The organism is Paraburkholderia oxyphila NBRC 105797 (assembly GCF_000685075.1).
Lineage (GTDB): Bacteria > Pseudomonadota > Gammaproteobacteria > Burkholderiales > Burkholderiaceae > Paraburkholderia > Paraburkholderia oxyphila.
This window is the reverse complement of the sequence record NZ_BAYD01000137.1, coordinates 1-24,892: the sequence shown is the minus strand read 5'-3', so window position 1 is coordinate 24,892 and position 24,892 is coordinate 1. Positions and strand designations below refer to the sequence as shown.

19 protein-coding genes are annotated in these 24,892 nt (G+C 63.8%); 9 read left to right on the top strand and 10 right to left on the bottom strand.

Going from position 1 to position 24,892, the window contains the following annotated elements:
• Window positions 1-151: 151 nt before the first annotated feature.
• From BO1_RS43170 to BO1_RS43155, 4 genes are read right to left on the bottom strand one after another with little or no spacing between them, the layout of a single operon-like run.
• On the bottom strand, window positions 152-463 hold the full coding sequence (locus tag BO1_RS43170) for a non-heme iron oxygenase ferredoxin subunit (protein ID WP_028222881.1): 312 nt from the start codon (window positions 461-463) through the stop codon (window positions 152-154).
• Window positions 464-472: 9 nt separating this feature from the next.
• A complete protein-coding gene (locus BO1_RS43165; protein WP_028222880.1) occupies window positions 473-946 on the bottom strand; it encodes an aromatic-ring-hydroxylating dioxygenase subunit beta in 474 nt (157 codons plus the stop codon).
• A gap of 1 nt (window position 947) precedes the next feature.
• On the bottom strand, window positions 948-2,204 hold the full coding sequence (locus tag BO1_RS43160) for an aromatic ring-hydroxylating dioxygenase subunit alpha (RefSeq protein ID WP_028222879.1): 1,257 nt from the start codon (window positions 2,202-2,204) through the stop codon (window positions 948-950).
• 39 nt (window positions 2,205-2,243) lie between these two features.
• Complete coding sequence (locus BO1_RS43155) at window positions 2,244-3,233, bottom strand: 2Fe-2S iron-sulfur cluster-binding protein (RefSeq protein ID WP_028222878.1); 990 nt, start codon at window positions 3,231-3,233, stop codon at window positions 2,244-2,246.
• A 133-nt stretch (window positions 3,234-3,366) separates the two neighbouring features.
• Between BO1_RS43155 and BO1_RS43150 the strand changes: the two genes are divergently transcribed.
• Window positions 3,367-4,269 (top strand): LysR family transcriptional regulator, encoded by a 903-nt coding sequence (locus BO1_RS43150; protein WP_028222877.1) that lies wholly within the window; start codon window positions 3,367-3,369, stop codon window positions 4,267-4,269.
• Between the two features lie 20 nt (window positions 4,270-4,289).
• Here the strand turns inward: BO1_RS43150 and BO1_RS55215 are convergent, their stop codons facing one another.
• Together BO1_RS55215 and BO1_RS55210 are read right to left on the bottom strand one after the other, a co-directional pair.
• On the bottom strand, window positions 4,290-5,012 hold the full coding sequence (locus BO1_RS55215; RefSeq protein ID WP_052409824.1) for a dienelactone hydrolase family protein: 723 nt from the start codon (window positions 5,010-5,012) through the stop codon (window positions 4,290-4,292).
• Window positions 5,009-6,106 carry a cupin domain-containing protein gene (locus tag BO1_RS55210; RefSeq protein ID WP_052409823.1) on the bottom strand — a complete coding sequence of 366 codons (1,098 nt, stop codon included), beginning with the start codon at window positions 6,104-6,106 and terminating at the stop codon, window positions 5,009-5,011. Before BO1_RS55210 ends, BO1_RS55215 begins: the two co-directional genes overlap by 4 nt.
• A 191-nt stretch (window positions 6,107-6,297) precedes the next feature.
• Here BO1_RS55210 and BO1_RS43135 point away from each other — a divergent pair, with 191 nt between their 5' ends.
• Window positions 6,298-7,137, top strand: coding sequence for an IclR family transcriptional regulator (locus BO1_RS43135; protein ID WP_167338444.1), 840 nt, complete (start codon window positions 6,298-6,300; stop codon window positions 7,135-7,137).
• A 92-nt stretch (window positions 7,138-7,229) separates the two neighbouring features.
• On the opposite strand, the gene BO1_RS56725 is transcribed toward BO1_RS43135, so the two are convergent.
• On the bottom strand, window positions 7,230-8,297 hold the full coding sequence (locus BO1_RS56725; protein WP_084688740.1) for a LysR substrate-binding domain-containing protein: 1,068 nt from the start codon (window positions 8,295-8,297) through the stop codon (window positions 7,230-7,232).
• Here BO1_RS56725 and speB point away from each other — a divergent pair.
• On the top strand, window positions 8,291-9,277 hold the full coding sequence (gene speB, locus BO1_RS55200; protein ID WP_084688739.1) for an agmatinase: 987 nt from the start codon (window positions 8,291-8,293) through the stop codon (window positions 9,275-9,277). The genes BO1_RS56725 and speB overlap by 7 nt on opposite strands.
• A gap of 45 nt (window positions 9,278-9,322) precedes the next feature.
• Complete coding sequence (locus BO1_RS43120; RefSeq protein WP_028222875.1) at window positions 9,323-10,423, top strand: polyamine ABC transporter substrate-binding protein; 1,101 nt, start codon at window positions 9,323-9,325, stop codon at window positions 10,421-10,423.
• 120 nt (window positions 10,424-10,543) lie between these two features.
• Here the strand turns inward: BO1_RS43120 and BO1_RS43115 are convergent, their stop codons facing one another.
• Entirely contained in the window at window positions 10,544-11,605 is a 1,062-nt protein-coding gene (locus BO1_RS43115) for a porin (RefSeq protein ID WP_028222874.1), read from the bottom strand.
• Between the two features lie 476 nt (window positions 11,606-12,081).
• Between BO1_RS43115 and BO1_RS43110 the strand changes: the two genes are divergently transcribed.
• The 3 genes from BO1_RS43110 to acnB all read left to right on the top strand — a co-directional run bounded on the left by BO1_RS43110 (window position 12,082) and on the right by acnB (window position 17,476).
• Window positions 12,082-13,755, top strand: coding sequence for a GMC family oxidoreductase (locus BO1_RS43110; RefSeq protein WP_052409821.1), 1,674 nt, complete (start codon window positions 12,082-12,084; stop codon window positions 13,753-13,755).
• Between the two features lie 42 nt (window positions 13,756-13,797).
• Window positions 13,798-14,670 (top strand): SDR family NAD(P)-dependent oxidoreductase, encoded by an 873-nt coding sequence (locus tag BO1_RS55195; protein ID WP_063744752.1) that lies wholly within the window; start codon window positions 13,798-13,800, stop codon window positions 14,668-14,670.
• A gap of 220 nt (window positions 14,671-14,890) precedes the next feature.
• Window positions 14,891-17,476, top strand: coding sequence for a bifunctional aconitate hydratase 2/2-methylisocitrate dehydratase (gene acnB / locus BO1_RS43100; RefSeq protein WP_028222872.1), 2,586 nt, complete (start codon window positions 14,891-14,893; stop codon window positions 17,474-17,476).
• A gap of 148 nt (window positions 17,477-17,624) precedes the next feature.
• On the opposite strand, the gene BO1_RS43095 is transcribed toward acnB, so the two are convergent.
• Window positions 17,625-19,859 (bottom strand): SLC26A/SulP transporter family protein, encoded by a 2,235-nt coding sequence (locus tag BO1_RS43095; RefSeq protein ID WP_028222871.1) that lies wholly within the window; start codon window positions 19,857-19,859, stop codon window positions 17,625-17,627.
• 263 nt (window positions 19,860-20,122) lie between these two features.
• Here BO1_RS43095 and BO1_RS43090 point away from each other — a divergent pair, with 263 nt between their 5' ends.
• Window positions 20,123-23,431: an adenylate/guanylate cyclase domain-containing protein gene (locus BO1_RS43090; RefSeq protein WP_028222870.1), complete on the top strand. Its 3,309-nt coding sequence runs from the start codon at window positions 20,123-20,125 to the stop codon at window positions 23,429-23,431.
• A 2-nt stretch (window positions 23,432-23,433) separates the two neighbouring features.
• Here BO1_RS43090 and BO1_RS43085 read toward each other — a convergent pair whose 3' ends face one another.
• Window positions 23,434-23,778 (bottom strand): hypothetical protein, encoded by a 345-nt coding sequence (locus tag BO1_RS43085; protein WP_028222869.1) that lies wholly within the window; start codon window positions 23,776-23,778, stop codon window positions 23,434-23,436.
• A gap of 100 nt (window positions 23,779-23,878) precedes the next feature.
• Here BO1_RS43085 and BO1_RS43080 point away from each other — a divergent pair, with 100 nt between their 5' ends.
• On the top strand, window positions 23,879-24,811 hold the full coding sequence (locus BO1_RS43080; RefSeq protein ID WP_028222868.1) for a pseudouridine-5'-phosphate glycosidase: 933 nt from the start codon (window positions 23,879-23,881) through the stop codon (window positions 24,809-24,811).
• The last annotated feature ends 81 nt before the right edge of the window (window positions 24,812-24,892 follow it).

The window sequence follows — 24,892 nt, the reverse complement described above, 5'->3', positions numbered from 1 at the left end:
CTCGCTATTGAAGAATGCTCGCGGGGGACGACACGCATACGGCACGTGATGCGACGACGCCCCCTGGGTAACGTTTCAGATGTGCTCTTCGTGCAAGAGATTCAGCGCGGAGTTGCGGTTTCGCGTTCCTATGCGTCTCCTGCAACGGGTTTCAGATTTCGACGAAGACTCCACCATCCTCGATCTTGACCGGATAGGTCTGAATGCCGTTCGTGAGCGGCTCGCACATGGCCTGGCCGTTGCGGATATCGAAACGCCCCTGATGCAACGGGCACTCGATTTCGTGTCCTTCGAGAAAGCCGTCGCACAGCCTGGCGTGCCCATGCGTGCAGATGTTGTCGGTGGCGAATACCTCGCCGTCCACACCGTACACAGCCAGCTCCTTGCCGCCCGCCTGCACCGCCACCACATCATCGGCGGGAACCTCGACCAGCTCGATAATCCTTGTCCATTGTCGCGTCATGATCAAACCTCAAATGGGATAAATGAGCGAGTTGGGGATCATCTCGCTGTCGAACACGCACACCCGCGATTCGAACTTCAAGCCCGCATCGGTGCGTCGGATCGTGTCGACGTAGCGCCCCACGTTGAACACCGTGGATATTTCATCGGGCTTGGTGCGGAACACCGCATAGTTCGCCTCCGCGCGGATGCGCTCCGTGTCGACGCCGAGAATGCGCGGAGCGCCCACGACGTGCCTCTGGTAATACGGGTCGTGGAAGATGGTCTCGGTCGTGCCATAGACGCGATCCTGCAACATGCCCCGGCTCTCGAAGGCTAATGTGGCGAGCGGATAGCCGCGCTCGAAATTCTCGCGGGGCTGCACCTTGTACAGGCATTCCTCAGTAAAGAATTCAGGCCACTTGTCGAGCTGATTCTCGTCTAGCGCCGCTGCATAGTCGGCATAGAGCGCGAGCAACTGTTGATATGTTTCGAAGTCGAGCATTTCAGATCTCCATCATCTGGCGCCAGTATTTGTACATGCCGCGGATCAGTGTCTCCGTCACCATGTGATCGGCGTCGGCCACTTCGCGCCCGCCCAGTTCCGCGATCGTCCGATGGAACGGCTTCTGCTCGAATCCTTCCTGCGAGAACTCGATCACTTCGCCGTCGTCCGCCGATACGAAGCCGGCCGGTCCGAAGAGATTCGCCTGGCGAAGGCGTCGGCGCGTCATTTCATCGGTGTCTTCTTCGAAGCCGAAGTGCGTCCACACGAAGTCAAACGACCCGTTGCCCGTGGGCTGAATATGGCGTGTCGATAGGGAATTGACCTGCTGCTGGATGATCACGCTCGGAAAAAGCGTCAACATCACGGCCGTCGGCTCGCCCCACCAGGGCTCCTTCACCACGTCCAGGATGCGCTCGTCATTCAGGCTCATTTGCTCCTTGAAGCTGGAGACGCCCTTCGTCACATCGTTCTTGCCGCCCGCGCCACGCGTTGAAATCATCGCGGCGTGGCGGAAATGCTCGTCCATCTTCATCTCGGACTTGTTGTCGGCGCGCCAGAGACCGAAGGTCACGAACCAGGTGTGAAGCAGGCCGGGGTGATACGGGTCCTTGATGTTCTCCTGCATCAGCTTCCAGTTGCCGGGGATGCGCTGCCGGTTGTAGCCCAGGATCGTCAGCTTGCGGCCGTTGAATACGCGGTCGAAATAAGCGAGGATCGTCGGTCCCAGATAGTCCTCGAGCGAGGGCAGATCATGATCGAACGATGCGAATACCACGCCATTGCGCGTGGCGATTTTGAGCTTCGTGAGGCCGTGATCCTTCGGATCGAAGTCCGCGGGCATGCCGCCGTTGACCTTGCCGTCGAGTTTCACGCCGCGGCGGAAAGGCACGCCAACGAGATTGCCCTTCAGATCGTAGTTCCACTGGTGATAGGGGCAGGTGAAATCCTTGCGGTTGCCGAACTTCTCGCGGCAAAAGCGAACGCCTCGATGCGCGCAGACATTCTCGACGGCATAGATCTCGCCGTCGGCTGCGCGGCTTACGATAACCGAGCGCTCGCCCACCACGGTACGCTTGAAATCGCCGGGATTCGGTATCTCCGCCTCCAGCGCGACGTAGCACCAATGTCCGGAATAGAAGAAGCGCTCGAGTTCTCGCTTGTAGATAGCTTCGTCTGTATAGGCCGAAAACGGAATCCGGCTGCTGCCTTCGTCCTTCCAGGCAGGTTTCGTGAAAACGACTGGGACCTCATTCATGCTATGTCTCCGAGGATCGGGTTATGTGGCGACGCCGCGCTAGCGGACCCCGCTCGAATAGAATGCGTCGGCGTAGATGCGCCCGGGCGCGACACCGCGTTCACGCAGCAGCATCGCAGCCGCGTCCACCATGACGGGCGCGCCCGCGACATAGGCGGTCCAGCCGCTCATGTCGCGCCAGTCATTGGCGACGGCCTGTGTCACCACGCCATTGCGGTAGCCGTCCTCCTCCTCGCCCGAGGCAACCACAGTGTGAAACCTCATGCGCGGCAGTTGCCCCTGCAGTTCCCGGAGCCACGGTTCGCCGTAGACGTCCTCTTTGGCACGCACGCCGAAATAGACATGCACGTCGTTGTCCATCTCGACCTCGGCCATGCCGCGCAGGATCGAAAGGACCGGTGCGAGGCCGGTTCCCCCGGCGATGCACACGATCGGACCTTCGGTCTTGCGGCGCAGATACGCGGTACCCAGCGGCCCGCTCACACGCACACTGTCGCCCACCTTCAATTCGCTGGCGACGTAAGACGTCACGCGGCCATCGGGCACGAGGCGGATATGAAACTCGATTTCATCGGGGTTGGCCGTAACGGCCATCGAATACGGCCGGATATGCTCGGGGGTGAACTGAAGATTCGCGTACTGGCCCGGAGAAAACCCGAACGGCTTCGGCAGCTTCAGGCGCAGACGCTTGATGTCGTGCGTCAGATCGTCGATGGACAACACAGTTGTCCTGATGATCTTTGCCGGATGAACGACGATCTCGTCTACCTCGGGTATTTCAATCGCACAATCGTCGATGAGCGTCGTCTGGCATGCCAGCACGGTTCCGCCTTCGTGCATGGGCACATTCGATTCGCCGCTACCGCTCACGAGCACGCGCCCGGCCGCTACCTGGCAGCGGCATGTTCCGCAGCGCCCCGACATGCAGCTATACGAAACAGGAATCTGGTTTGCACGCAGCACGTCGAGCAGGTTGTCTCCAGCACGCACGTCCAGTGTCTGCTGAAGCGGCAGGATGGACAGTTCCATGGTACCGGTGTCTCCGCGTTGATTTTGGATGGATTCATGTTGCCAGAGCCCAGTTTATAAATGAACAGAAGATGGCTAATACATCTCATCACCACGAGTGATAATATGGCAGCGCAACGCGGAGAGACTAGCCATGGAACTGCACGACATCGACCTGAACCTGCTGGTGGTTTTCAACGAACTGCTGCGCCAGCGCCGGGTGTCGGCCGTTGCCGGGACGCTGGGCATATCGCAGCCCGGCATCAGCAACGCCCTCAACCGTCTGCGCCGCCTGCTCGGAGACGAGTTGTTCCTGCGCACGTCCAGAGGCATGGTGCCCACTCCCTTCGCCGAGACGCTCGCGGAACCCATCGCTTTCGCGCTCAGCGCCATCCATGACACGCTCAATGCGAAGCCGACGTTCGACCCTGCATCGAGCACACGCACTTTCACCCTCGCGATGACGGACATCGGCGAGATCTATTTCCTTCCCGCGCTCATGAAACGGCTCGGCCAGGTTGCGCCAAACGTGTTGATCAGCACGGCGCACGACGCTTCCGCAACGTTGCAGGACGAAATGGAGGCGGGGCGCGTCGATCTGGCCATTGGCTTTATCCCCGATCTGAAGACGGGGATCTTCCAGCGGCGTCTTTTTCGCCAGCGCTATGTTTGCCTCTTCCGCAAGGGGCACCCGCTAGGCAAAACAGGCATGACGCTCGCCGCATTCCGTGAAGCGGAGCATGTGTCGATCGTGGCCGAGGGCACCGGTCATGGGATCGTGGACGAGGTGATCGCGCGCGCTGGCATCACGCGAAACTTGCGCTTGCGCGTGCCGCATTTCGTTGCCGTGGGCCATATCCTCCAGACGACGGATCTCATCGCCGTCGTGCCGCAAGCGTTCGCAACGGGAACGCTCGAACCCTTCGGACTTGAATCAGCGCCCTGCCCGGTCAAGATTCCGGATATCCTCATCAACGTCCTGTGGCATGCCAAGAATCATCGTGAGCCGGGCAACCAATGGCTGCGCCAGCTCATCTTCGACGAGTTTTCCGTATAGAAACCCGGTTCCGGCAAGCGTTACCGGAGGCTTCGTGCGAGCAGGCTCAACATGCGCTCGTCTGCGGCCAGGAAGGCATCCCGGTTGAAGGCCTCTTCGCGCAAAGGATTGAAGAACCCATGCCTGGCGCCCGGGTACGTGAATACGGTGGCGTTTGCCATCCCGCTGGCCGCCTGCGCAACGATGTTCCGGTGCTCGGGAAGGATGTGCGTGTCTTCTTCGCCAACGTGATACTGCAGCGGGCAGTCGATAGCGCGTAACTCGTCCAGATGCTCGTGAACCCGTACACCGTAGAAGGAAACCGCAGCGTCACATTGAAACCGGGCCGCGTACCGCAGTGCGAGCAAGCCGCCAATGCAGAACCCCACTACGGCCAGCTTGCCGTTGGAGCCCGGCAAGTGACGCGCCCACTGCGCAATGGCGTTGCAATGATCGAGCGCCGTTTCCGGATCGTAGGCCTGCATCAGCGCAAAGCCGCGTTTGCGGTCTGCCTCGCCATAGCCCAGGTCCACGCGGCGCTCAACATGACCGAATACGTCTGCGCACACGACCCGGTAGCCCTTCTCGCTCAACTTCGTTGCGATGGTCCGGATGGCCGCATTGACGCCGAAGATTTCCTGAAGCAGCAACACCGTGCCGCGCGGCGCGTCGTGCTCGCCTTCGGTCGGTCCCACGCAGAACGCTTCAATGTCTCGGTCTTGATCGACCGTGTGCCAGCCCAACGGGAACTGTGCGGTATTCATGCTGCCTCCAGTTCGACGATCGCACCGTCGTTCGTGCGGCCCTGCTTGCGCGTGAGCCCCAATTTGGTGAGTGACGGCGCGTCGGTCACTGAGTAGAGCACGGCCTCACCGCCAGGCGCTTCGTGGTGATGCCACACCCATGCAGGCACGCAAAACACGTCATTCGGCTTCCAGTTGAAACGCACGCCGTCGATCTCGGTCGTCCCGCTGCCTTCGAGCACGACAAAGACCGATGAAGCGGTTCTGCGCTGCGACAGCGTTTTCTCTCCGGCTCGAAGCAACGTACTCCTGTGCGACATGGTCGGCATGACCGACCCGCCGCTCACTGGGTTGGTATATTCGACCGTAATGGCGTCATAAGGACTACCAGGCAGATTGGCCATGGCTTTGAGCGCCTCGCGCGTATCCTCCCAGCGATAGACGAACATCGGGGAATGATCGACGCTGCCTCTTTGGTGGTCGACGAAGGTTGGCGTAATGCCGCCATACGAGTAAAGGCGCGTGGAGTATCCCGAGGGCCGGGTGATCGACTGGGTCGTTTTCGCTTGCCCTTCTTCGGCGTAGTCGAACTCGAACACCGTTGAGTTGAGCGCCTCGATCAGCGGGACGTCGAGCACGTCCACCCAGACGACCGGCTCCGTGCCGTCGTTGCCGTGATCGTGCCAGCACCCATGAGGCGTTAGCACGAGGTCGCCGCGTGACATCGGAATCTTCTCGCCCGCCACCGTGGTGAACCCGCCGTTGCCCTGCAGCACGAAACGGCTGGCGCACGGCGTGTGCCGATGGACTGACGCGCTCTCCCCCGGGTTGTACAGCGAGTAGGCGGCGAACAATGTCGACGTGATGTAGGGCTTGCCGCCCAAGCCCGGATTGGCGAACACCAGGGCGCGCCGCTCGCATTCCTCGATTGGCACGGTCTTCGACGCCACCGCGAGCCGAGGGCTGATCTCGGACCACTGCCACAGATGCGGCACGGCGGTCTTGCGCGGTTCCTGGATTTCGATGTCCGCGCGTTCCTTCCAGAACTCCACGAGGTTGAGCGCGGATGCGTCGCGCGAGAGTGTGGTGCGCACGCTGGATTGTTCATGTTGCATGGTGATGTCCCTCCTTGTCTGCTACGGGTTAATCATACACTGTATGATGCATCACACAATATAAGATGAAAAATTGGCTGTCAAGCCGGTGTTTGACGGCGGCCCCCGGGCGTTTGGGGGACAGGGCAAGTTGATGGTAGGGCACGCCGCTGATACGCTTCGCATCAGTCCACACAAGGAAGGCGATGACCGTGCAAAAGAAGACTGAAGACGTCGAGCAGGCCGACCAGACAGATGACCAGCGTCCCGGCATTCAGTCCGTTGAAATCGGCGCCGAAATATTGAGCGCGCTGGCGACTTTCGGCAGACCCGTGCCTTTGCGCTCGCTTGCGGCGAAATGCGGGATGCCGGTGGGAAAGGTACATCGCTATCTGGTGAGCCTGACGCGCTCGGGGCTTGTCGAGCAGGACGCGATGAGCGGGCATTACGGAGTGGGCAGGAGCGCCATCGCGATTGGGCTCTCCGGACTTTGGGCGTGCTCGCCCGTCAAGGAGGCCGCCCGTGCAATAGCACAGTTGAGAGACGCCACTCAGGAAACGACGTTCGGTGCGATCTGGACCGACATGGGTCCCACTGTCTGCTTGCTGGAGGAATCCGACCGGCCGATTTACATGAACGTGCGCGTGGGTGCGCTACTGCCCGTCTACCAGAGTGCGGCGGGCCGCGTATTCGCCGCTCACTTGCCCGAGGAACTCATCAAGCGAGTCGTCAAACTTCAGGAGCACGCGCTTTCGACTCCCGTCGAGAAGTTGACTTCCGGCCAGGCGCGCGAGCTCCATCAGGAAACACGCGCGAATGGCTATGCGGGGGTCGCGGGATCGAGCGTGCCTGGCGTGAACGCCGTCGCCGCCCCGGTCCATGATTACAAAGGCAACGTCACGGTCGTGATCGGGCTGCTCGGGCGGGAACATGATTTGCCGCTCTCAGGGGAGTCGGCGCAGATCAAATCGTTACTCGATTGCGCCGCGCTTGCGTCGGAGCGGCTCGGGTACCGCGCTGGCGCCACCGGTCAGCAGGAAGGCGACGACTAAAGTTGTGCGCGCAACCAACTAGATTCAATTGCTTGCTGAGCCTGAACGGTCAGCGAAAATACGCGCCATCACGCCAGCTTCACGCAGATGAATCATTTCATCGAGGTGGCGCCCTCGTCGGTGCCGCCACCGCACGCCGATGTGATCCATTGAAAGGCGGGCTCAACCGCCGCCGAGCGTGCCGGCAGCGTCGATTTCATGAGCCACAGCGGCGGCATTGCAACCCCCGGCACCTGCGGCAGCCGACACACCCGCTGTTGCTCCAGCGCCTCGCTCGCAAATAGCCGCGAGACCATGGCAATGCCCGCCTCCCGCTCTGCAGCCGCCACCAGCAGATGCGGATCGACACTCGTCATCACGCGCCGGGTTCGCAAGCCGCTGCGCCGCAGCTCGGGCAACCATGGCGCCCATTCCTGAGACTGTTCGTGCACGAGCAGCGGTGCGCGCGCCAGCACGTCGGGAAACGGCACCGCGCGCAGCCGGCTCGCTGTCTCGGGTCCGCAGATCGCCACTTTCTCTTGTTCCATCAGCAACCGGCATTCGACATCCGGCGACTTGATTGGCTTGGCCGATACGACGAGATCGATGTCGACGCGGTCGATTTCGGTCACCTCCATGTCGGTCACGAGCCAGATTTCGACGTCCGGCATCGCGGCGGTCAGTTCGCCCATGCGCGGAATCAGCCAGCCCGAGGCGAACTCCGGCGGGCAATAGAGCAGCACCGAAGCGGGGTTGCCATAAGGCTCGATCCTCTCGCGCCCGTCGCTCAGCAGCGCGAGCGCGTCGGCCACCGTCTGCGCGAACAGCTTGCCGGCCGCGGTCAATACGACGCCACGGCCCATGCGCAGGAAGAGCGACTGCCCCGTCCACTCCTCGAGTTGAAGAATCTGGTGGCTGATCGCCGACTGGGTCAGCGACAGCTCCTGAGCCGCGCGTGTGAACGAGCCCAATCGGGCAGCCGAATCGAAGGCCAGTAATGCCTGGAGAGGTGGGAGTCTGCGCATCGAGGTATGAGCGATATCGATAGTTCCAGAAAAATCCTTCGCTTTTTTATCCGCCTTTTCTGGCAAATCATAGCGTACATGGGATTCACGCTGAACGACGCGACAACTCGTATGAATCAATTTTCTGGCTCCTGACTCACCGATCGACCATGACATCCACCTTTCAGCAAGACAACCTCACCGCCGGTTCCTCGCAAGCAGGCCATCACTCGCCGCAGCAATCCGAACCCGCTTCGCCGACCTACGCCGGGCCGCTGTCGTTCATGCGACGCCCCTATGGCCGCGATCTCACCGGCGTCGACGTCGCCGTATCGGGTGTGCCGCTCGATCTTGCGACCACCTATCGTCCTGGCGCCCGCCTGGGCCCGGCCGCCGTGCGTGCGGCCTCGGTGCAGCTCGCCGAGCTGGGCGTCTACCCGTGGGGGCTCGCGCCGCTCGACGCACTGAACGTGATCGATTACGGCGATTGCTGGTTCGATGCGCACCGGCCGTGGACGATCCGCGATGCCATCGCGGCCCACGCCCGCACCATCCTCGCCTCAGGCGCAAAGATGCTCACGCTGGGCGGCGACCACTACATCACGTACCCGCTGCTGATCGCACACGTCGAACGTTACGGCCGCCCCCTCAGCCTGATTCATTTCGATGCGCATTGCGACACGTGGCCCGACGAGCACGCCGATTCACTCAATCACGGCACGATGTTCTACAAGGCGATCCGCGAAGGCCTGATCGATCCGGCACGGTCGGTGCAGGTCGGCATCCGGACCTGGAACAGCGATTTCATGGGGGTGCGCGTACTCGACGCGCCCTGGGTCCATCGTCACGGCACCGCGGCTACGGTCGAGGAGATTCTCTCGGTAGTGCGCGACCGCCCCACCTATCTGACCTTCGATATCGACTGCCTCGACCCTGCCTTCGCCCCAGGCACCGGCACGCCAGTCTCGGGCGGACTTTCGTCGGCGCAGGCGCTCGAGATCGTGCGCGCGCTGGACGGTATCCAGCTTGTCGGCGCCGACGTCGTGGAAGTCGCGCCTTCGTACGATCACAGCGACATCACGGCGCTCGCGGCCGCCCATCTCGCGGCCGACATTCTGTACCTCATGCGCCATCAACGGCCGATCAGCGCATCCTGAACGCGCCAATGCCCTACAACGACCACAAACACATTCGGAGACATCATGCCAGCACCGTATTTGCGGACTACACTTGCCTTGCTCGCCGGCTGCGCATTCGCGACAGCAGCGCTCGCCGGCGATAACGCGCTCAACGTCTATAACTGGGACGACTTTATCGCTAAGGATACCGTACCAAACTTCGAGAAGGAGACCGGCATCCATGTCCGCTACGACGTGTTCGATAGCGACGACACCTTGCAGGCGAAGCTGCTTACCGGCTCGTCGGGTTATGACATTGTCGTGCCCTCGTCGAGCTACCTCGGTGCGCAGGCGGCCGCGGGGATCTACATGAAGCTGGACAAGTCCAAGCTGCCGAACCTTGCCAACCTCGATCCGCAACTGGTGAAACTGACCGACGCAGCCGATCCGGGCCATCAATACGGCGTGCCGTGGGCATGGGGCACGACCGGCCTCGCCTACAACCTCGACCAGGTTCGCAAGGTGCTCGGCCCCTCAGTGGCGCTCGACAACTGGGACATCCTGTTCAAGCCGGAATACCTGACCAAGCTGAAGAGCTGCGGTGTCTCGCTGCTCGACTCGCCAACCGACATGTTTTCGATCGCCCTGCACTATCTCGGCAAGGATCCCAACAGTCACAATCCGGCCGACTATCAGGCCGCCTATGAATTGCTCAAGAGCATCCGCCCTTATGTGACGCAATTCGCCCTTTATTCATGGATCAACGACCTCGCCGGCGGCGACGTCTGTTTCGGCGTGAGTTGGTCGGGCGACGTGAAGATGGCGGCCAGCCGCGTGCATGAGGCACACAAGAACTTCCAGCTGGCGTACTTCATCCCGAAGGGCGGCGCGCCGGTATCGTTCCAGATGATGGCGATCCCGAAAGACGCGCCGCATCCGGAAGCCGCGCTCAAGTGGATCAACTACATCGAGCAGCCGGAAGTCCATGCGGCGATTACCAACACCGTCTTCTATCCCAACGCCGACAGCGCCGCTTCGAAGTTCGTCAAGCCCGAGTTGCTCGACGACCCCATGGTTTATCCGAAGCCCGAGGTGCTCGCAACGCTGTTCATGCAACAACCGCTGCCCGCGGCAATCAAGCGCCTGGAAACGCGTCTTTGGTCGCAATTGAAGGACGGGCGCTAAGTTCGATTTCATCACATGGCGGCAGCACGCCGCCCTATCGGCTCTCCATGCAAACGCCGAGAGTGACCCACATCCATAACCTGCTCCATGACTTCTCGGACCCGGCCGCCCGCGTCGAGATCAGAAAGTGTGTCTGATCCCGACGTTCACCCCAACCGTGGTTCCCTGCACTTCGAAAAATACATTGGGATAAGACACGGACAGGCCGGTATTCGCCGCACCATGGTTGTTGACTACGCCGACCTGCGTGTAAAGCGTTGTCCGTCTGCTCAGGAAATACGCCGCGCCCACAGACGCGAGGAGCGAGTGATTATCGGAATTGTTGCGATCGCGCGTTAGCCAGATACCACCGTTAAAGTCGAACTGTGATGCCATGATGTAGTCAAGTCCGCCACCATAGACATAGTTATTGGCGGCGCCCGCCACTTTGTAATTGATGAATACAGCCTTCGCCGTTAACGACCCGATCCGGTATGCCGCACCGAGCGTACGGCCGACGAATGCGACGGTGCTGGGAATCGGCGTGTTGACGGTCCCGCCGCTGTTGCCGTCGTAAATGGCCCCATTGAGCATTACAGTGCCATTGTCATATTTGAGGCTCGCGGCATATTGCCGGCCCGCCTGGAAATCACCGGCTTCCCCGCCAAGCGCGAGCATGACGCTGCCTTCGAGTCCGGCGATCTTGGGGCTGGTATAGGAGATCGCATTGGAGTTGTGTACGCCCGTCAGGAAGACGTTGTTGCCGTAGATGCTTTGTACATCGCCGAAGTTCGCAAAACCCCTTGTGTCGGAATCGTAGATCGTATTTACGAACGGCGAGAACTGCAGCCCCGCCCTGACCTCCCCGTAGTTGCCCTCCAGCGCGACCCACGCCTGACGGCCGAAGAAATTCCCGTTCGAATCGTTAATGCCTCCGGTGCCGGTATTGAATCCGCTTTCGATTTTGAACTTGGCCTTTAGTCCCCCGCCCAGGTCTTCCACGCCGGAAAAGCCAAATAGCGATGGCGATAAGCCCCCATCGGCAAGGGCGAACGTTCGGCCGGCGTTCTGGCCTTGCGCGTTGGGGGTCTTGCTCGTGAACAACAGCGATGCATCAATGACGCCATACAGCGTAACGCTGCTTTGAGCGTGAATAACAGGCGCAATCCCAAGCAACGCAACCGCCAATATCGATCGTTTCATGCTTCGAGGTCTCCACTTGTCTGATGCGATGCAATCGCACTGTGTTGGTTAGTGGAGCAAGATTAGCGATAAATTTTCCGAGTGCGCAGTTTACGTGGTCGGTACTTTCCCGAGTAGTACCAAGTAAATGCAATCGAAATCGAGCCACCGAAGCAACGCATGCGCTTGCGCTGCCAGAGAAGCGGGTTTGCCCTGCTCCGTGTGCGAGAGCCGCGGATCTATCTCCATCATCGATGCGTCCAATCGGAAATTTGCTGCTGTTCAGATGGGACGCGACCGTGCATGATCGTCGCTGTAAATCTCGCGTGAATGGTTTCTCTTAATCCATGCATCGACATGGATAAGAAAACCATTAGTTATCCGGATTTTTATCGGCGTAGTTGGTGGCTGTGGAAAATTCTCACGTAAAAATAGATGGTGGAGACACGAGAGTGATTGAAGCGCGTGCCGAAGCGGCACAACAACTTCTGGATCGGATGGCGCGCGGCACACTGAGTCGCCGAGGCTTCATGAAACTGGCCACTGCGATGGGTATTGCCGCCGTGCTCGATCCCGCGCAGACGCAACAGGCGTTGGCCGCCGGCGAGACGCAGCGCGCCAACCGGCAGGCCATCAAGGATAGCTACGACTATGTGATCGCGGGTGCGGGCGCTGCGGGCTGCATCATGGCCGCACGCCTGGCGGACGCGGGGGCTGAAGTGCTGCTCGTCGAGTCCGGCGGCTCAGACAACCTGCCCCAGGTGACCACGCCAGGCTTGTGGTTCACCAATATCGGCGGTCCGCTCGACTGGAAAGTCAAGGCGGCCCCGTCACCCTACGTCAATAACCGGGCCGTGCCCGTGGCCATGGGCCATGTTCTCGGAGGAGGCACGAGCATCAACGCCATGCTCTGGGTACGCGGGTTGAAGCAGGACTACGACGGCTGGGCCGAGCAAGGCTGCGATGGCTGGGGCTTTTCCGATGTGCTGCCCATCTACAGGCAACTCGAGGACTGGGAAGGCGGGGCCAACCAGTGGCGCGGCGTGGGTGGCCCATTGCACGTCTGCACGACACATTCCCCTCACCCTACCGCGACAGCCTTTGTTGGAGCCGCGCGTCAGATGGGCGTGCCCATCCTCGACGACATGAACGGCCCGATGCGCGAAGGCGCAGGCTACGTGAATATGAGCATCAACCGCGACGGCAGTCGTGCAAGCGCCGCGCGTGCCTTTCTGCGTCCGGCGCTCGGACGCCCGAATCTGACGCTGCTGCTCAACACGGACGGCGTCCGCTTGCGTTTCATGGGGACCCGGTGCACGGGGATTACGATCAGCGGCGCGGACGGCGTGCGCAACGTTCGCGCGAGGCGCGAGGTCATCGTGACCGCCGGCGGCATCGCGAGTGCGAAGCTGCTCCTGCTGTCCGGCATTGGCGACGCGGAGGACGCGCGCCGGCACGGCATTGCTCCCGTCGTCGATCTGAAAGGCGTCGGGCGCAATTTCCAGGACCACCCGCTGCTGTTTGGCGTCACGCTCGGCTACAAAGGCGCGTTTCCGCCGCGCTCGATGACGAGCAATGCGGTCGAGGCAGCGGCCTATGTGCGTAGCGATGCCTCGCTGCGCGACCCCGATGTCGCCATGGTCCTTCAACAGGTCTCGGTGGTCACGCCGGAGATACGCGCGGCGTTCGGCGCCCCTCCGGAGAACGGCTTTGTTATTTCCCCGGCCCTCGTGCGTCCGACGAGCCGCGGCCGCTTCCAGCTCACGAGTGCCGACTGGCGGCAGCCGGGCCAACTCGACGCCGGCTTTTTGTCGACGGACCACGACCTCGAAACGACCGTGCGCTGCATCGAACTATGCAGGGAGCTCGGGCAGCAACGGGCATTCGATCCCGTGCGCGCGGCAGAGGCGATCCCGGGCCGCTCGCTCGACAAGGCGGCGCTGCGGGACTTCGCCCGCAATGCGACGATCAGCTTCGGCCATCCGGTTGGCACCTGCAAGATGGGCGTCGATGCAATGGCGGTAGTGGATCCGCAATTGCGCGTCCATGGCGTAGAGGGATTGCGGGTCTGCGATTCGTCCATCATGCCGAGCATCGTGACGGGCCCGACCAGTGCCGCCAGCCACATGATCGGCGCCAAGGCCGCGGGCATGATCCTTGGCGCTGCGTGATCGCGTCAAGACTGTCGTGATGCCCTAACAGGAGGGTTTTTCATGTCGATGCGGCTCGAGGGTAAGGTTTGCGTGATCACTGGCACCGGCGGGAGCGTCGGGCGCGAGATCGCGGTCACGTTCGCACGGGAAGGTGCGCTGATCGTCGGTTGCGGTCTACGCGCCGACGACAGCGAGGCAACCGTGGAGGCGGTTCAGGCCGCAGGTGGGCAGATGGTCTCCTTGCACCCCTGCGACCTCACGAAACCATCGGACTGCCAGGCGCTTGTCGAGCTCGCCGTTGAAAAATTCGGCCGCATCGACGTACTGGTCAATAACGCGGCAATGGCCTACTTCAACTGGATCGAAGACATCTCCGACAAGGAATGGGCGCGCAATCAGCGCGAAGAGGTCGACCTCGTGTTCTATCTCACGCGCGCGGCATGGCCTTATCTGAAGGCAAGCCGCGGCGTGGTCGTGAACATGGCTTCGCTCACCGCGCTCATGAGCTTCAGGGATCTTGGCTCGCTGGCGCACACGACCGCCAAGGCCGGCATCATCGGCATGACGCGCCAGTTGGCGATGGAGGGGCGGCAGCACGGGATTCGCGCCAACTCCATTTCACCGGGCGTGATCGAAACGAACCAGACGCGCGAGCAGCTGAAAAACCCGGAGTGGTCCGGCTACATGCTCAACAAGACGCTGCTGGGGCGCCTGGGCAAGCCGGAAGAAGTGGCGAAGGTCGCGCTGTTTCTCGCCTCCGACGACAGTTCGTACGTCACCGGCGTCGCCATAGAACGCCAGCGCTTCCTCAATATCGCCCACTTCCAGCGCGACGTGGTTGAAGCCGATGGCGCGCGGCTTTCTGGAATCAGCCATTTGACCCTCCTCTCGGGTGCGATGCCTCCATCCAGTATGGAGACTGAAGCCGCCTGACGCCAGCCGCTCAAAGAGGATTTGATTCATCCAATTCTGGATAGATGCCGTGCCCCAACCTTGATTCTGGAAGTTTTTACGGCCATCAACTCTTATATAAGACATAAGACATTTGACGTTAGAGGCCATTGCCACTAAAATCGCGTTCAAAGCAGTGCCCGGCATAGCCTCGGCGCGCCGGGAAAGCCTTCCCCTAAACGCGATATCAGCAGGTCCCCCCATGCTTGAAAACTTTCGTGCTCACGTAGCCGCACGCGCCGCGCTCGGCATCCCCCCCCTGCCCCTGACCGCCCAGCAGACCGCCGAGCTGGTGGAACTGCTGACGAATCCGCCCGCGGGCGAAGAGCAGACGCTGCTCGACCTCATCACGAACCGCGTGCCCGCCGGCGTGGACGAAGCCGCCCGCGTGAAGGCCGGCTTCCTGGCCGCCGTGGCCAAGGGCCAGACGGCCTGCGCGCTGATCTCGCGCGCCCGCGCCACCGAACTCCTCGGCACGATGCTGGGTGGCTACAACATCGAGCCGCTGATCGAGCTGCTGTCCGACGCCGAAGTGGGCACCGTGGCCGCCGACGCGCTGAAGAAGACCCTGCTGATGTTCGACCAGTTCCATGACGTCAAGGAACTGGCCGACAAGGGCAACGCCAACGCCAAGGCCGTCCTGCAAAGCTGGGCCGACGCGGAATGGTTCACGAGCCGTCCGGAAGTGCCGGAAAGCCTGACCATCACCGTGTTCAAGGTGACGGGCGAAACCAACACCGACGACCTCTCGCCGGCCCCGGACGCCACCACCCGCCCGGACATCCCGCTGCACGCGCTGGCCATGCTGAAGAACGCGCGTCCCGGCATCACCCCGGAAGAAGACGGCAAGCGCGGCCCGGTCAAGTTCATCGAGTCGCTGAAGGAAAAGGGTCACCTGGTCGCCTACGTGGGCGACGTGGTCGGCACCGGCTCCTCGCGCAAGTCGGCCACCAACTCGGTGCTGTGGTTCACGGGTGAAGACATCCCCTTCATCCCGAACAAGCGCTTCGGCGGCGTGTGCCTGGGCGGCAAGATCGCTCCGATCTTCTACAACACGATGGAAGACGCTGGCGCCCTGCCGATCGAGCTCGACGTGTCGCAGATGGAAATGGGCGACGTGGTCGAACTGCGCCCGTACGAAGGCAAGGCGCTGAAGAACGGCGCAGTGATCGCCGAGTTCCAGGTCAAGTCCGACGTGCTGTTCGACGAAGTGCGCGCCGGCGGCCGCATTCCGCTGATCATCGGCCGCGGCCTGACCGCCAAGGCGCGTGAAGCGCTGGGCCTCGCCCCGTCGACGCTGTTCCGCCTGCCGCAACAGCCGGCCAACAGCGGCAAGGGCTTCTCGCTGGCGCAAAAGATGGTCGGCCGCGCGTGCGGCCTGCCGGAAGGCCAGGGCGTGCGTCCGGGCACGTACTGCGAACCGAAGATGACCTCGGTGGGCTCGCAGGACACCACGGGCCCGATGACCCGCGACGAACTGAAGGACCTGGCGTGCCTGGGCTTCTCGTCCGACCTCGTCATGCAGTCGTTCTGCCACACCGCCGCCTATCCGAAGCCGGTGGACGTGAAGACGCACCAGACGCTGCCGAACTTCATCAGCACGCGTGGCGGCATCGCGCTGCGCCCGGGCGACGGCGTGATCCACTCGTGGCTGAACCGCATGCTGCTGCCCGACACCGTGGGCACCGGCGGCGACTCGCACACGCGCTTCCCGATCGGCATCAGCTTCCCGGCCGGCTCGGGCCTCGTTGCCTTCGCGGCCGCCACCGGCACGATGCCGCTGGACATGCCGGAATCGGTGCTGGTCCGCTTCAAGGGCAAGATGCAGCCGGGCGTCACGCTGCGTGACCTCGTCAACGCGATCCCGCTGTACGCCATCAAGCAAGGCATGCTGACGGTGGCCAAGCAAGGCAAGAAGAACATCTTCTCGGGCCGCATTCTCGAAATCGAAGGCCTGCCCGACCTGAAGGTCGAGCAAGCGTTCGAACTCTCGGATGCATCGGCTGAGCGTTCGGCCGCCGGTTGCACGGTGCACCTGAACAAGGAACCGATCATCGAATACCTCAACAGCAACATCACGCTGCTGAAGTGGATGATCGCCCAGGGCTACCAGGACCCGCGCAGCCTGCAACGCCGTATCAAGGCGATGGAAGCGTGGCTGGCCGACCCGCAACTGCTGCAACCGGATGCGGACGCCGAATACGCGGCCGTCATCGAGATCGACCTCGCCGACGTGCATGAGCCGATCGTCGCCTGCCCGAACGATCCGGACGACGTGAAGACGCTCTCCGACGTCGCGGGTGCCAAGATCGACGAAGTGTTCATCGGCTCGTGCATGACCAACATCGGTCACTTCCGTGCCGCGTCGAAGCTGCTCGAAGGCAAGCGCGACATTCCGGTCAAGCTGTGGGTCGCTCCGCCGACCAAGATGGACCAGAAGCAGCTGACCGAAGAAGGCCACTACGGCGTCTTTGGCACGGCCGGCGCCCGTACCGAAATGCCGGGCTGCTCGCTGTGCATGGGTAACCAGGCACAGGTGCGCGAAGGCGCGACGGTCATGTCGACCTCGACCCGTAACTTCCCGAACCGTCTGGGCAAGAACACGAACGTGTACCTCGGCTCGGCGGAACTGGCGGCGATCTGCTCGCGTCTGGGCAAGATCCCGACCAAGGACGAGTACATGGCCGACATGGGCGTGCTCAGCGCCAACGGCGACAAGATCTACAAGTACATGAACTTCGACCAGATCGAAGACTTCAAGGAAGTGGCCGACACCGTGACGATGTAAGCGAGCTGTCGGGCTAGGGCGCGGTGTTCTGGTTGTAGATCCGCGTCGTAGTGCCACGAAAAGGCGCCGCAGGCTGAATGTCTGCGGCGCTTTTTTTTTGGTGCGGAGCCGGGGCGAGCCAAGGACAAAGGCCCCTTCCGCCCGCCGCTCAGTAGGCGGCGCGCAGCGCCTCGCTGGCAAGGGCAAGCCGCGACGCGATGACCTTCACCATGAATCGATGAAATTGCTGCGCGGCTGCGGGGTCGTCTTGCTCTAGAGCCGCAAGCGCGGCCAGCGACAGCCTGCGCACGCGTGTCGGCATCTCGGCGAACACGTCGGCGCTGCGCGGATGCTGCGTGTACATGGCCATTTCCCCCACCACCGTGCCCGGCAGGCAGGCGCGCAGCCTTACCGAGCGCCCTTTTCCCAGCGGCAACAAGACCGCCACCCGCCCGCACTCGATGAGGTACAGCGCATCGCCCGGCTCCCCGCGCAGGAACAGCGGCTGGCCCGCAATCAGGTCACGCACTTCAAGCCGCGTGAAAAGTGTCTTCAGCGCACTGGCCGTGAAGTGTGGCGCGAGCATAGCGTGCAGGTCGTCACCACGCTTCGGCGCGCTCGTGCATGACGCGAGCAGTTGGTCCTCGACCCATTCCAGGCCCGCATCGAGCGTGTCGAATTCACGAATCCGCAGATTGAGCGTGCCGGTTTTAGTCAGCAGATCGCGCGAGCGCAGCGGCAGCGCGGTCAAGATCAAGTCCGCGTCCATGGCCGCACAGAGCTGCCGCAGCTTGACGAAGCTGATCGACACCGACGCGTCTATACCCTGGGTCGACGCGAAGTCGAGCACGACGAAGCGGACCGGCGCCGCATGGCGCGCGGCGAGCCGCTCGCGCAAGCGCTGAAGGATCGAATTGGCCGTGCCGAAGAAGAGAAACCCTTGCAGGGACATGCCGCACACCTGTGCGCCGAGCCCGCGCAGCGCTTCGGTTTCCTCAATATTCCGCTCGACATTCGAGGTCCGGCTGCGCAGGTCAAACTCCATCCGGATGCAACTGACCCGGCCGTAGAGCAGCGTGAACATCACGCACGCGGCGACGACGCCTGCAACCACGCCGATGATCACCCCCCAGGCCGCGATCGTGCCGAGAATGACGGGCACGAGCAGGTACTCGTACCAGCTGAGCTTTGCCCAGGCGCCTACGAGCCACTGCACGAGCAGGCGCAACCCCATGAACAGCTGCAGGCCGACGAGCACCGGCACGGGAAAGAGCGCGACGAGGCCGGGCGACGCGGCCAGCGCGACAAGGCACGCGAGCGCCGCGAACACGCCCGCCAGCCGGCTTGTCGCGCCCACGCGCGCGTTGAGCATCGAGCGGTTGAACGACTGATAGCCGACCATGCCGCCCAACAGCCCGCTCGCGAGATTGGCGAGACCCGCGGCCCGCATCTCGCGATTGAGATCGACCTCCTCGCCCGTCGCCGCGCCGATGGCCGTCGAATTCATCAGGATGGTGACCGCCGAGGCCGACGTGACCACGAGGCTTTCCGGAAGATGCGCGGCGATCGCCGGCCAGTCGACGCCGCCGTGCGCGAGCTGCGCGCTCAGGTGCAGCTCCGGAAGCCCGCCGAGCCGCAGCGCCGCGCGCGGCAGCAGCAGCCCCATGCCGCGCGCCTCGTCGATCGACAGGCCCGCGGCGCGCAGCAGCACGTAAAACAGGACGATTCCGAAGGCCAGCGTGAGCGGCAGCGCGGCGACGTGCTTCCAGGTCCGCATCAGGACGGTGGCCACGACGCCAACGACCAGCGCGGGGAGCCACGCGAGCCAGTGAAGATGCGTCAACACCACGAGCGTGTGCCATTGCAGCGGCTCGCCCGTCATCACGCGGAATGCGCCGGCGAGGAGCAGATAGCCCGTGCCGGCGAGAAATCCGCCGAGCACCGGGTATGGCAGGAATTGCAGCGAGCGGCTGCGCTTCGACGAACCGATCGCGTAGAGCACGATGCCGGTCACGAGCGAACAGAGCGCGATCGCAATCAGCACGGTCAGGAGCAGCGTCTGTGGGGAGCCGCCGTCCGCGCGCACGCTGCTCGCGACGCCCGCGGCCACACCCGCGAGAAACGCCGCCGCATTGCTGTCGGGGCCGCCGATGTTCAGGCGCATCGAGCTCGTCAACGCAATCACGAGCGCCGTGACGACACAGCTGACGAGCGCGGTGGGCACGCCGAGCATCGCGTAGCGGGCGAGATCGGCGCTGAAGATCATCGTGCCGAGGCTCATCGCGTAGCACAGCATGACGAGCGCCGATACCGCCCCAGCGGCCAGATCCCCGGGCAGCCCCGCGACGCGCGAGCGTAGGCGCGGCAGGACGTCGGAGACGGAAACGGTCTTTCCCGGCTTCACGTGAATTCCCGGTGGAATGCAGCGGTGCGATGGGGAACGGCTCAGTATCCGTCCGTGCCCGAAAGGCTGTCAAACGCCATACGCCGCCCCTGGCGGGCGCCTACACTGGGTATTCATCGGCACGTTTGCCCGAGAGGCTCGGGCCGTTCGCAACGGCAACCGGCGCGCTTTTCGTCTGCGCTTTGAGTCTATGGCAAGCAACCGGAAGCGGACCCGGGCGGCACAGCGGCGCGTGCCCCCGGCATTGGATGCAGGCGGCGAACATGGATATTGAGCAGTGGCTGCACGTGCTGGGGCTCGAGCAGTACGCGCAGGCGTTCGCGGCAAACGATATCGATCTGTCGCTGCTCGCGCAGCTCACCGACGCCGACCTGAAAGAGCTCGGGGTGCAGTCGCTTGGCCATCGCAAACGCATTCTCGCTGCCGCGCAGGACTCGGCGGCCGCGACCGCCGCCGGGCCGGCGGCGCACGCGCCCAGCGCCCAGGACGCCCCCGCGGACGAGCGCAGGCAAGTCACGATCCTCTTCGCCGATCTCTGCGGCTTCACGGCGCTCTCGCGCACGCTCGATCCGGAAGAGCTGCGCGCATTGATCGGCCGCTACACGGCACTCGTCGACGGCATCGTGCTCGCCTGGGGCGGCACCACCGACAGGCACATCGGCGATGCGGTGATGGCGCTGTTCGGCGCACCCCGCGCGCACGAGACGGACACGCTGCGCGCGGCCCGCGCGGCGCTCGATATCCATGAGGCGCTGACGCAGTTGAGCGCGCAGGCCGCGCGCACGTTGCAGGCGCATATCGGCATCGCGAGCGGCGAGGTGGTTGCGGGCGCGCTCGGCTGCGTCGACGCGCGCGACTACACCGTGACTGGCACGCCGGTGAACCTGGCCGCGCGGCTGCAGGCCACGGCGGCGCCCGGTGAGACCTGGGTTTCCGATGACGTGGCGCGCGCGCTCGGCGACGCCGCCGTTTGCGACGCGCTCGGCGAGCAGCGCTTCAAGGGCATCGACATGCCGGTGCGGGTGTGGCGTCTGCGTGCCATCGAGAGCGAATCGGCCATTGAAGCGGCGAAGGCGAGGCAGAGCCTGTTCGTTGGACGCCAGGCCGAGCTCGAGCAGTTTCACGGCATCGTCCACGCGTGCGTCGCGAGGCAGGCCGGCCACGTCGTCCATGTGCGCGGCGAAGCGGGCATCGGCAAGACGCGGCTGGTCGACGAGATGCGCCGCTACGCGCAGGCGCAGGGCTTCGCGATCCATCGGGGCCTCGTGCTCGATTTCGGCGTGGGCAAGGGGCAGGATCCCGTGCACGCGATCATCGGCAGCCTGCTCGGCCTGCCCGCCGGCGCGTCGAGCGACGCGCGCGAGGCCGCCGCCGCGCGCCTGGCCGCCGAGGGCGTCGTCAAGGCCGAGCAGCAGGCGTTCCTCCACGACCTCCTCGGCCTGCCGCTCGCCGACGAATGGCGGGCCCTCTATGACGCGATGGACCACGGCGCGCGCAAGCGCGGCAAACAGGCGCTCGCTGCGAGACTGGTCGACGACGCGTGCCGGCAGGCGGCGACACTGATCGTCGTCGAAGACCTGCATTGGGCCGATCCCGAAGTGCTGGCCTATCTCTCGGCCTTCGCCTCGGGCATTGCGAACGGCCCGGGCCTGCTCGTGACGACCTCGCGCGTGGAAGGCGATCCGGTCGATGCGGCCTGGCGCGCGCGCTGCCGGGACATCCCGTTCGCGACGATCGACCTCGGGCCGCTGCGCAAGGACGAGGCGCTAAGTCTTGCTGGCAACTTCATCGACGCAACGCAGCGCGTCGCCCTCGCCTGCATCGAGCGCGCGGGCGGCAACCCACTGTTCCTCGAGCAGCTATTGCGCAACGCCGAGGAAGGCAGCGGCGGCGCGGTGCCCGCCTCGATCCGCAGCCTCGTGCTCGCGCGGATGGACCGGCTCGCGCCGCACGACCGCCTGGCCTTCCAGGCGGCCGCCGTGATCGGCCAGCGCTTCGACATCGCCTTGCTGCGGCGGCTAATCGACGATCCCGGCTACGTCTGCGACGGCCTGCTCGCCAACGCGCTCGTGCTGCCGGAGGGCGAGGACTTCCTGTTCGCTCATGCGCTGATTCAGGAGAGTGCGTACTCGACGCTGCTGCGCGCGCGCCGGCGCGAGTTGCACCGCTGCGCGGCCGACTGGTTCGCGCACGGCGACCCCACGCTGCACGCCCAGCATCTCGACCGCGCCGAGGACGAACGCGCTCCGCGTGCCTATCTGGCCGCCGCGGCCGCCCAATGCGAGGCCCACCTGGTCGAAGCCGCGCTGCGCCTCGCCGAGCGGGGCCTCGAGATCGCGCAGACCGACGCGGACCGCCACGCCCTGCGCTGCTGCAAGGGCGAGCTTCAGCGCGACCTGGGCGACATCGCGGGATCGATTGCCACCTGGCGCGCGGCGCTCGCGGCCGCCCCCGACGACGCCAGTCTGTGCCGCTGCCAGCTCGGGCTGGCGGAAGGCCTGCGCGTGAGCGAAGGGCTCGACGAAGCGCTAGACCTGCTCGAGGCCGCGCAGCGGATCGCGGAGCGCGACGACCTGGTGGCCGAGCTCGCGAGCCTACACTACCTGCGCGGCAACATCTTCTTTCCGCTCGGGAAGATCGATGCCTGCGGCGCCGAGCACGAGCGCGGGCTCGCGTTCGCCCGGCGCCTGGGCTTGCCGGAGGCCGAGGCGCGCGCGCTTGGCGGCCTCGCCGATGCCGCGTATGCGCAGGGGCGGATGCGGACCGCGTTCCGCCATTTCAGCGATTGCGTGGCGTTGAGCCGCGAGCACGGGTTCGGCCGCATCGAAGTTGCCAATCGTCCGATGCAGGGCTTCAGCCGCATCTACCTGAACGATGCGCGCGAGGCGCGCGAAGACGCTGTTGCCGCCGCACGCGCCGCCGAGTTGATCGGGCAGCCGCGCGCGCAATTGCTGTGCGAGACGCTGGGCGTGTTCGCCTGCTGCGAGCTGGGCGATGCGCAGGGTGCGCGGGTCCATCTGGAGCAGGAAATGCGCGTGATCCGGCAATTGGGCGCACGGCGGTTCGAAGTGCAGAACCGCGAAATGCAGGCACGCGTATGGCTTGCCGACGGACGCCGCGGCGAAGCCGTGAAAGCGCTTCGCGAAGCGCTCGCGATCTCGCGCGAAGTGGGCACGCAGTTCTGCGCGCCGAAAGCCTTGAGCGCCCTCGCCTGCGCAGTCGACGAGAACGACGAGCGCGCGCGGCTGCTGGCAGAAGGCGAGAACCTCCTGCGCCTTGGCGCGGTCGGCCACAACCACCTGTGGTTCTACCGTGACGCCATTGAAGCGATGCTCTCGGCCCGCGATCCGGCCGGCGTGCTGCGCTACGCGAGCGCCCTCGAGAACTACACGCGGCACGAACCGCTGCCCTGGGCCGAGCTGTTCGCGGCGCGCGGCCGCGCGCTTGCTCGCGCCCTGCAGCAGCCCACGGACGAAGCCGTGCGATGCGAGCTCGAGCGTGTGCGAACCGGGCTGCTGCAGGCGGGCTTTCGGTACTACCTGGCCGCCGTCGATGCGGCGCTTGCGGCTTGAGATCACCGCCCGGTCAGGATCCGAAGGATTTTCTGCACGATGGATTCGTGCCGTTCGAGCGCCTCGGCGAGCGTGCTTGCGCCATAGCTCTCGTTCTCCTCGGGCGCTTGCATTCCGGTGATGCGGGTCACAAAGAGCGCGGGTTCTCCAGTCTTCGCGTCGGCCACACCGCGAAAGCGGGTCGTGACCGTGACGCCGGACTCTTCGAGCAGCGTGCGGCGAAACACCAAATCGTTCTCGGCCATCCAGCGCGACCACTCGCTGCGGTCGAACACCTCGACGGGCCTGTTCTTCGCATCGAGGACGTAGATGCGTTCACTCTGGGGCGGGACGGAGCGGGATTTCATGATGGGGAGGCACAAGGCGCCGGGCGCTCGACAATGAGCCGTGAAGCGGCCCCATGCGGCATACTCAAGTCAAGTTCAGGATACTCGAAGACCCACGGACATGGTTACCGACCTCGCACGCTCCTGGTTGACCTTCAGCCCCCCTGTAGCCGCGGCAAAGGCCGCCGGCCGTCCGCTCGTGGCGCTGGAGTCGACCATCATTGCCCACGGCATGCCGTACCCCGAGAACGTTCGCACCGCGCGCGAAGTGGAAGCGCTGATACGCGAGCTTGGCGCCGAACCCGCGACGATAGCGCTGATCGGTGGGCGAATCCGTATTGGCCTTTCCGACGACGAGTTGGAGCTGCTCGGCCGCTCGGATCAGGTCCACAAAGTCAGCCGGCGCGACCTGCCGGCCGTGCTGGCGAACGGCGGCCTCGGCGCCACGACGGTGGCTGGCACGATGATATGTGCGGCGCTGGCCGGCATCGAGGTCTTTGTCACCGGAGGTATTGGCGGCGTGCATCGGGGGGCGCAGGAGACTTTCGATATCTCCGCGGATCTTCAGGAGTTGGCCAGGACCTCGGTGGCGGTGGTTTGTGCCGGGGCGAAGTCCATTCTCGATATCGGGCTTACCCTGGAATATCTGGAAACGCATGGCGTGCCGGTGCTCAGTTGCGAGCAGGATAATTTTGCTGCGTTTTATACGCGGGACAGCGGGTATCGCGCCGATTTCAGGCTTGATGATGCGGCGGACCAGGCGCGATTTATCCGTACCAAATGGGATCTGGGGCTTGTGGGTGGGGTGGTGTTGAGCACACCGGTTCCGGGGGCGGCGGCGATGCCGGCTGAAGAGATCGATGCGTTGACGCGGCAGGCGCTGGATGATGCCGCGGAGCGTGGTGTTAACGGCAAGGCCGTCACTCCTTTTTTGCTGGCCCGGATCAAGGCGCTGACCGGTGGGCGTAGCCTCGCCACGAATATTGCAATCGTGAAACATAATGCCGAAGTGGGGGCGAGGCTGGCGATCGCGATGGGGAGCATGGGGTGGTAGCCTCTATGCGGACTTCGCCGCGCCTTTGGTTGGCGTCGCCTTTGGTTGGCGTCGCCTTGGGCGGCGTTGGCCTTAACTTGG

Excerpts from the sequence above, each read along its gene's own strand:
- BO1_RS43170 (WP_028222881.1), bottom strand. The coding sequence starts at position 463 with ATGACGCGACAATGGACAAGGATTATCGAGCTGGTCGAGGTTCCCGCC.
- BO1_RS43165 (WP_028222880.1), bottom strand. The coding sequence starts at position 946 with ATGCTCGACTTCGAAACATATCAACAGTTGCTCGCGCTCTATGCCGAC.
- BO1_RS43160 (WP_028222879.1), bottom strand. The coding sequence starts at position 2,204 with ATGAATGAGGTCCCAGTCGTTTTCACGAAACCTGCCTGGAAGGACGAA.
- BO1_RS43155 (WP_028222878.1), bottom strand. The coding sequence starts at position 3,233 with ATGGAACTGTCCATCCTGCCGCTTCAGCAGACACTGGACGTGCGTGCT.
- BO1_RS43150 (WP_028222877.1), top strand. The coding sequence starts at position 3,367 with ATGGAACTGCACGACATCGACCTGAACCTGCTGGTGGTTTTCAACGAA.
- BO1_RS55215 (WP_052409824.1), bottom strand. The coding sequence starts at position 5,012 with ATGAATACCGCACAGTTCCCGTTGGGCTGGCACACGGTCGATCAAGAC.
- BO1_RS55210 (WP_052409823.1), bottom strand. The coding sequence starts at position 6,106 with ATGCAACATGAACAATCCAGCGTGCGCACCACACTCTCGCGCGACGCA.
- speB (WP_084688739.1), top strand. The coding sequence starts at position 8,291 with ATGACATCCACCTTTCAGCAAGACAACCTCACCGCCGGTTCCTCGCAA.
- BO1_RS56725 (WP_084688740.1), bottom strand. The coding sequence starts at position 8,297 with ATGTCATGGTCGATCGGTGAGTCAGGAGCCAGAAAATTGATTCATACG.
- BO1_RS43120 (WP_028222875.1), top strand. The coding sequence starts at position 9,323 with ATGCCAGCACCGTATTTGCGGACTACACTTGCCTTGCTCGCCGGCTGC.
- BO1_RS43115 (WP_028222874.1), bottom strand. The coding sequence starts at position 11,605 with ATGAAACGATCGATATTGGCGGTTGCGTTGCTTGGGATTGCGCCTGTT.
- BO1_RS43110 (WP_052409821.1), top strand. The coding sequence starts at position 12,082 with ATGGCGCGCGGCACACTGAGTCGCCGAGGCTTCATGAAACTGGCCACT.
- BO1_RS55195 (WP_063744752.1), top strand. The coding sequence starts at position 13,798 with ATGTCGATGCGGCTCGAGGGTAAGGTTTGCGTGATCACTGGCACCGGC.
- acnB (WP_028222872.1), top strand. The coding sequence starts at position 14,891 with ATGCTTGAAAACTTTCGTGCTCACGTAGCCGCACGCGCCGCGCTCGGC.
- BO1_RS43090 (WP_028222870.1), top strand. The coding sequence starts at position 20,123 with ATGGATATTGAGCAGTGGCTGCACGTGCTGGGGCTCGAGCAGTACGCG.
- BO1_RS43085 (WP_028222869.1), bottom strand. The coding sequence starts at position 23,778 with ATGAAATCCCGCTCCGTCCCGCCCCAGAGTGAACGCATCTACGTCCTC.
- BO1_RS43080 (WP_028222868.1), top strand. The coding sequence starts at position 23,879 with ATGGTTACCGACCTCGCACGCTCCTGGTTGACCTTCAGCCCCCCTGTA.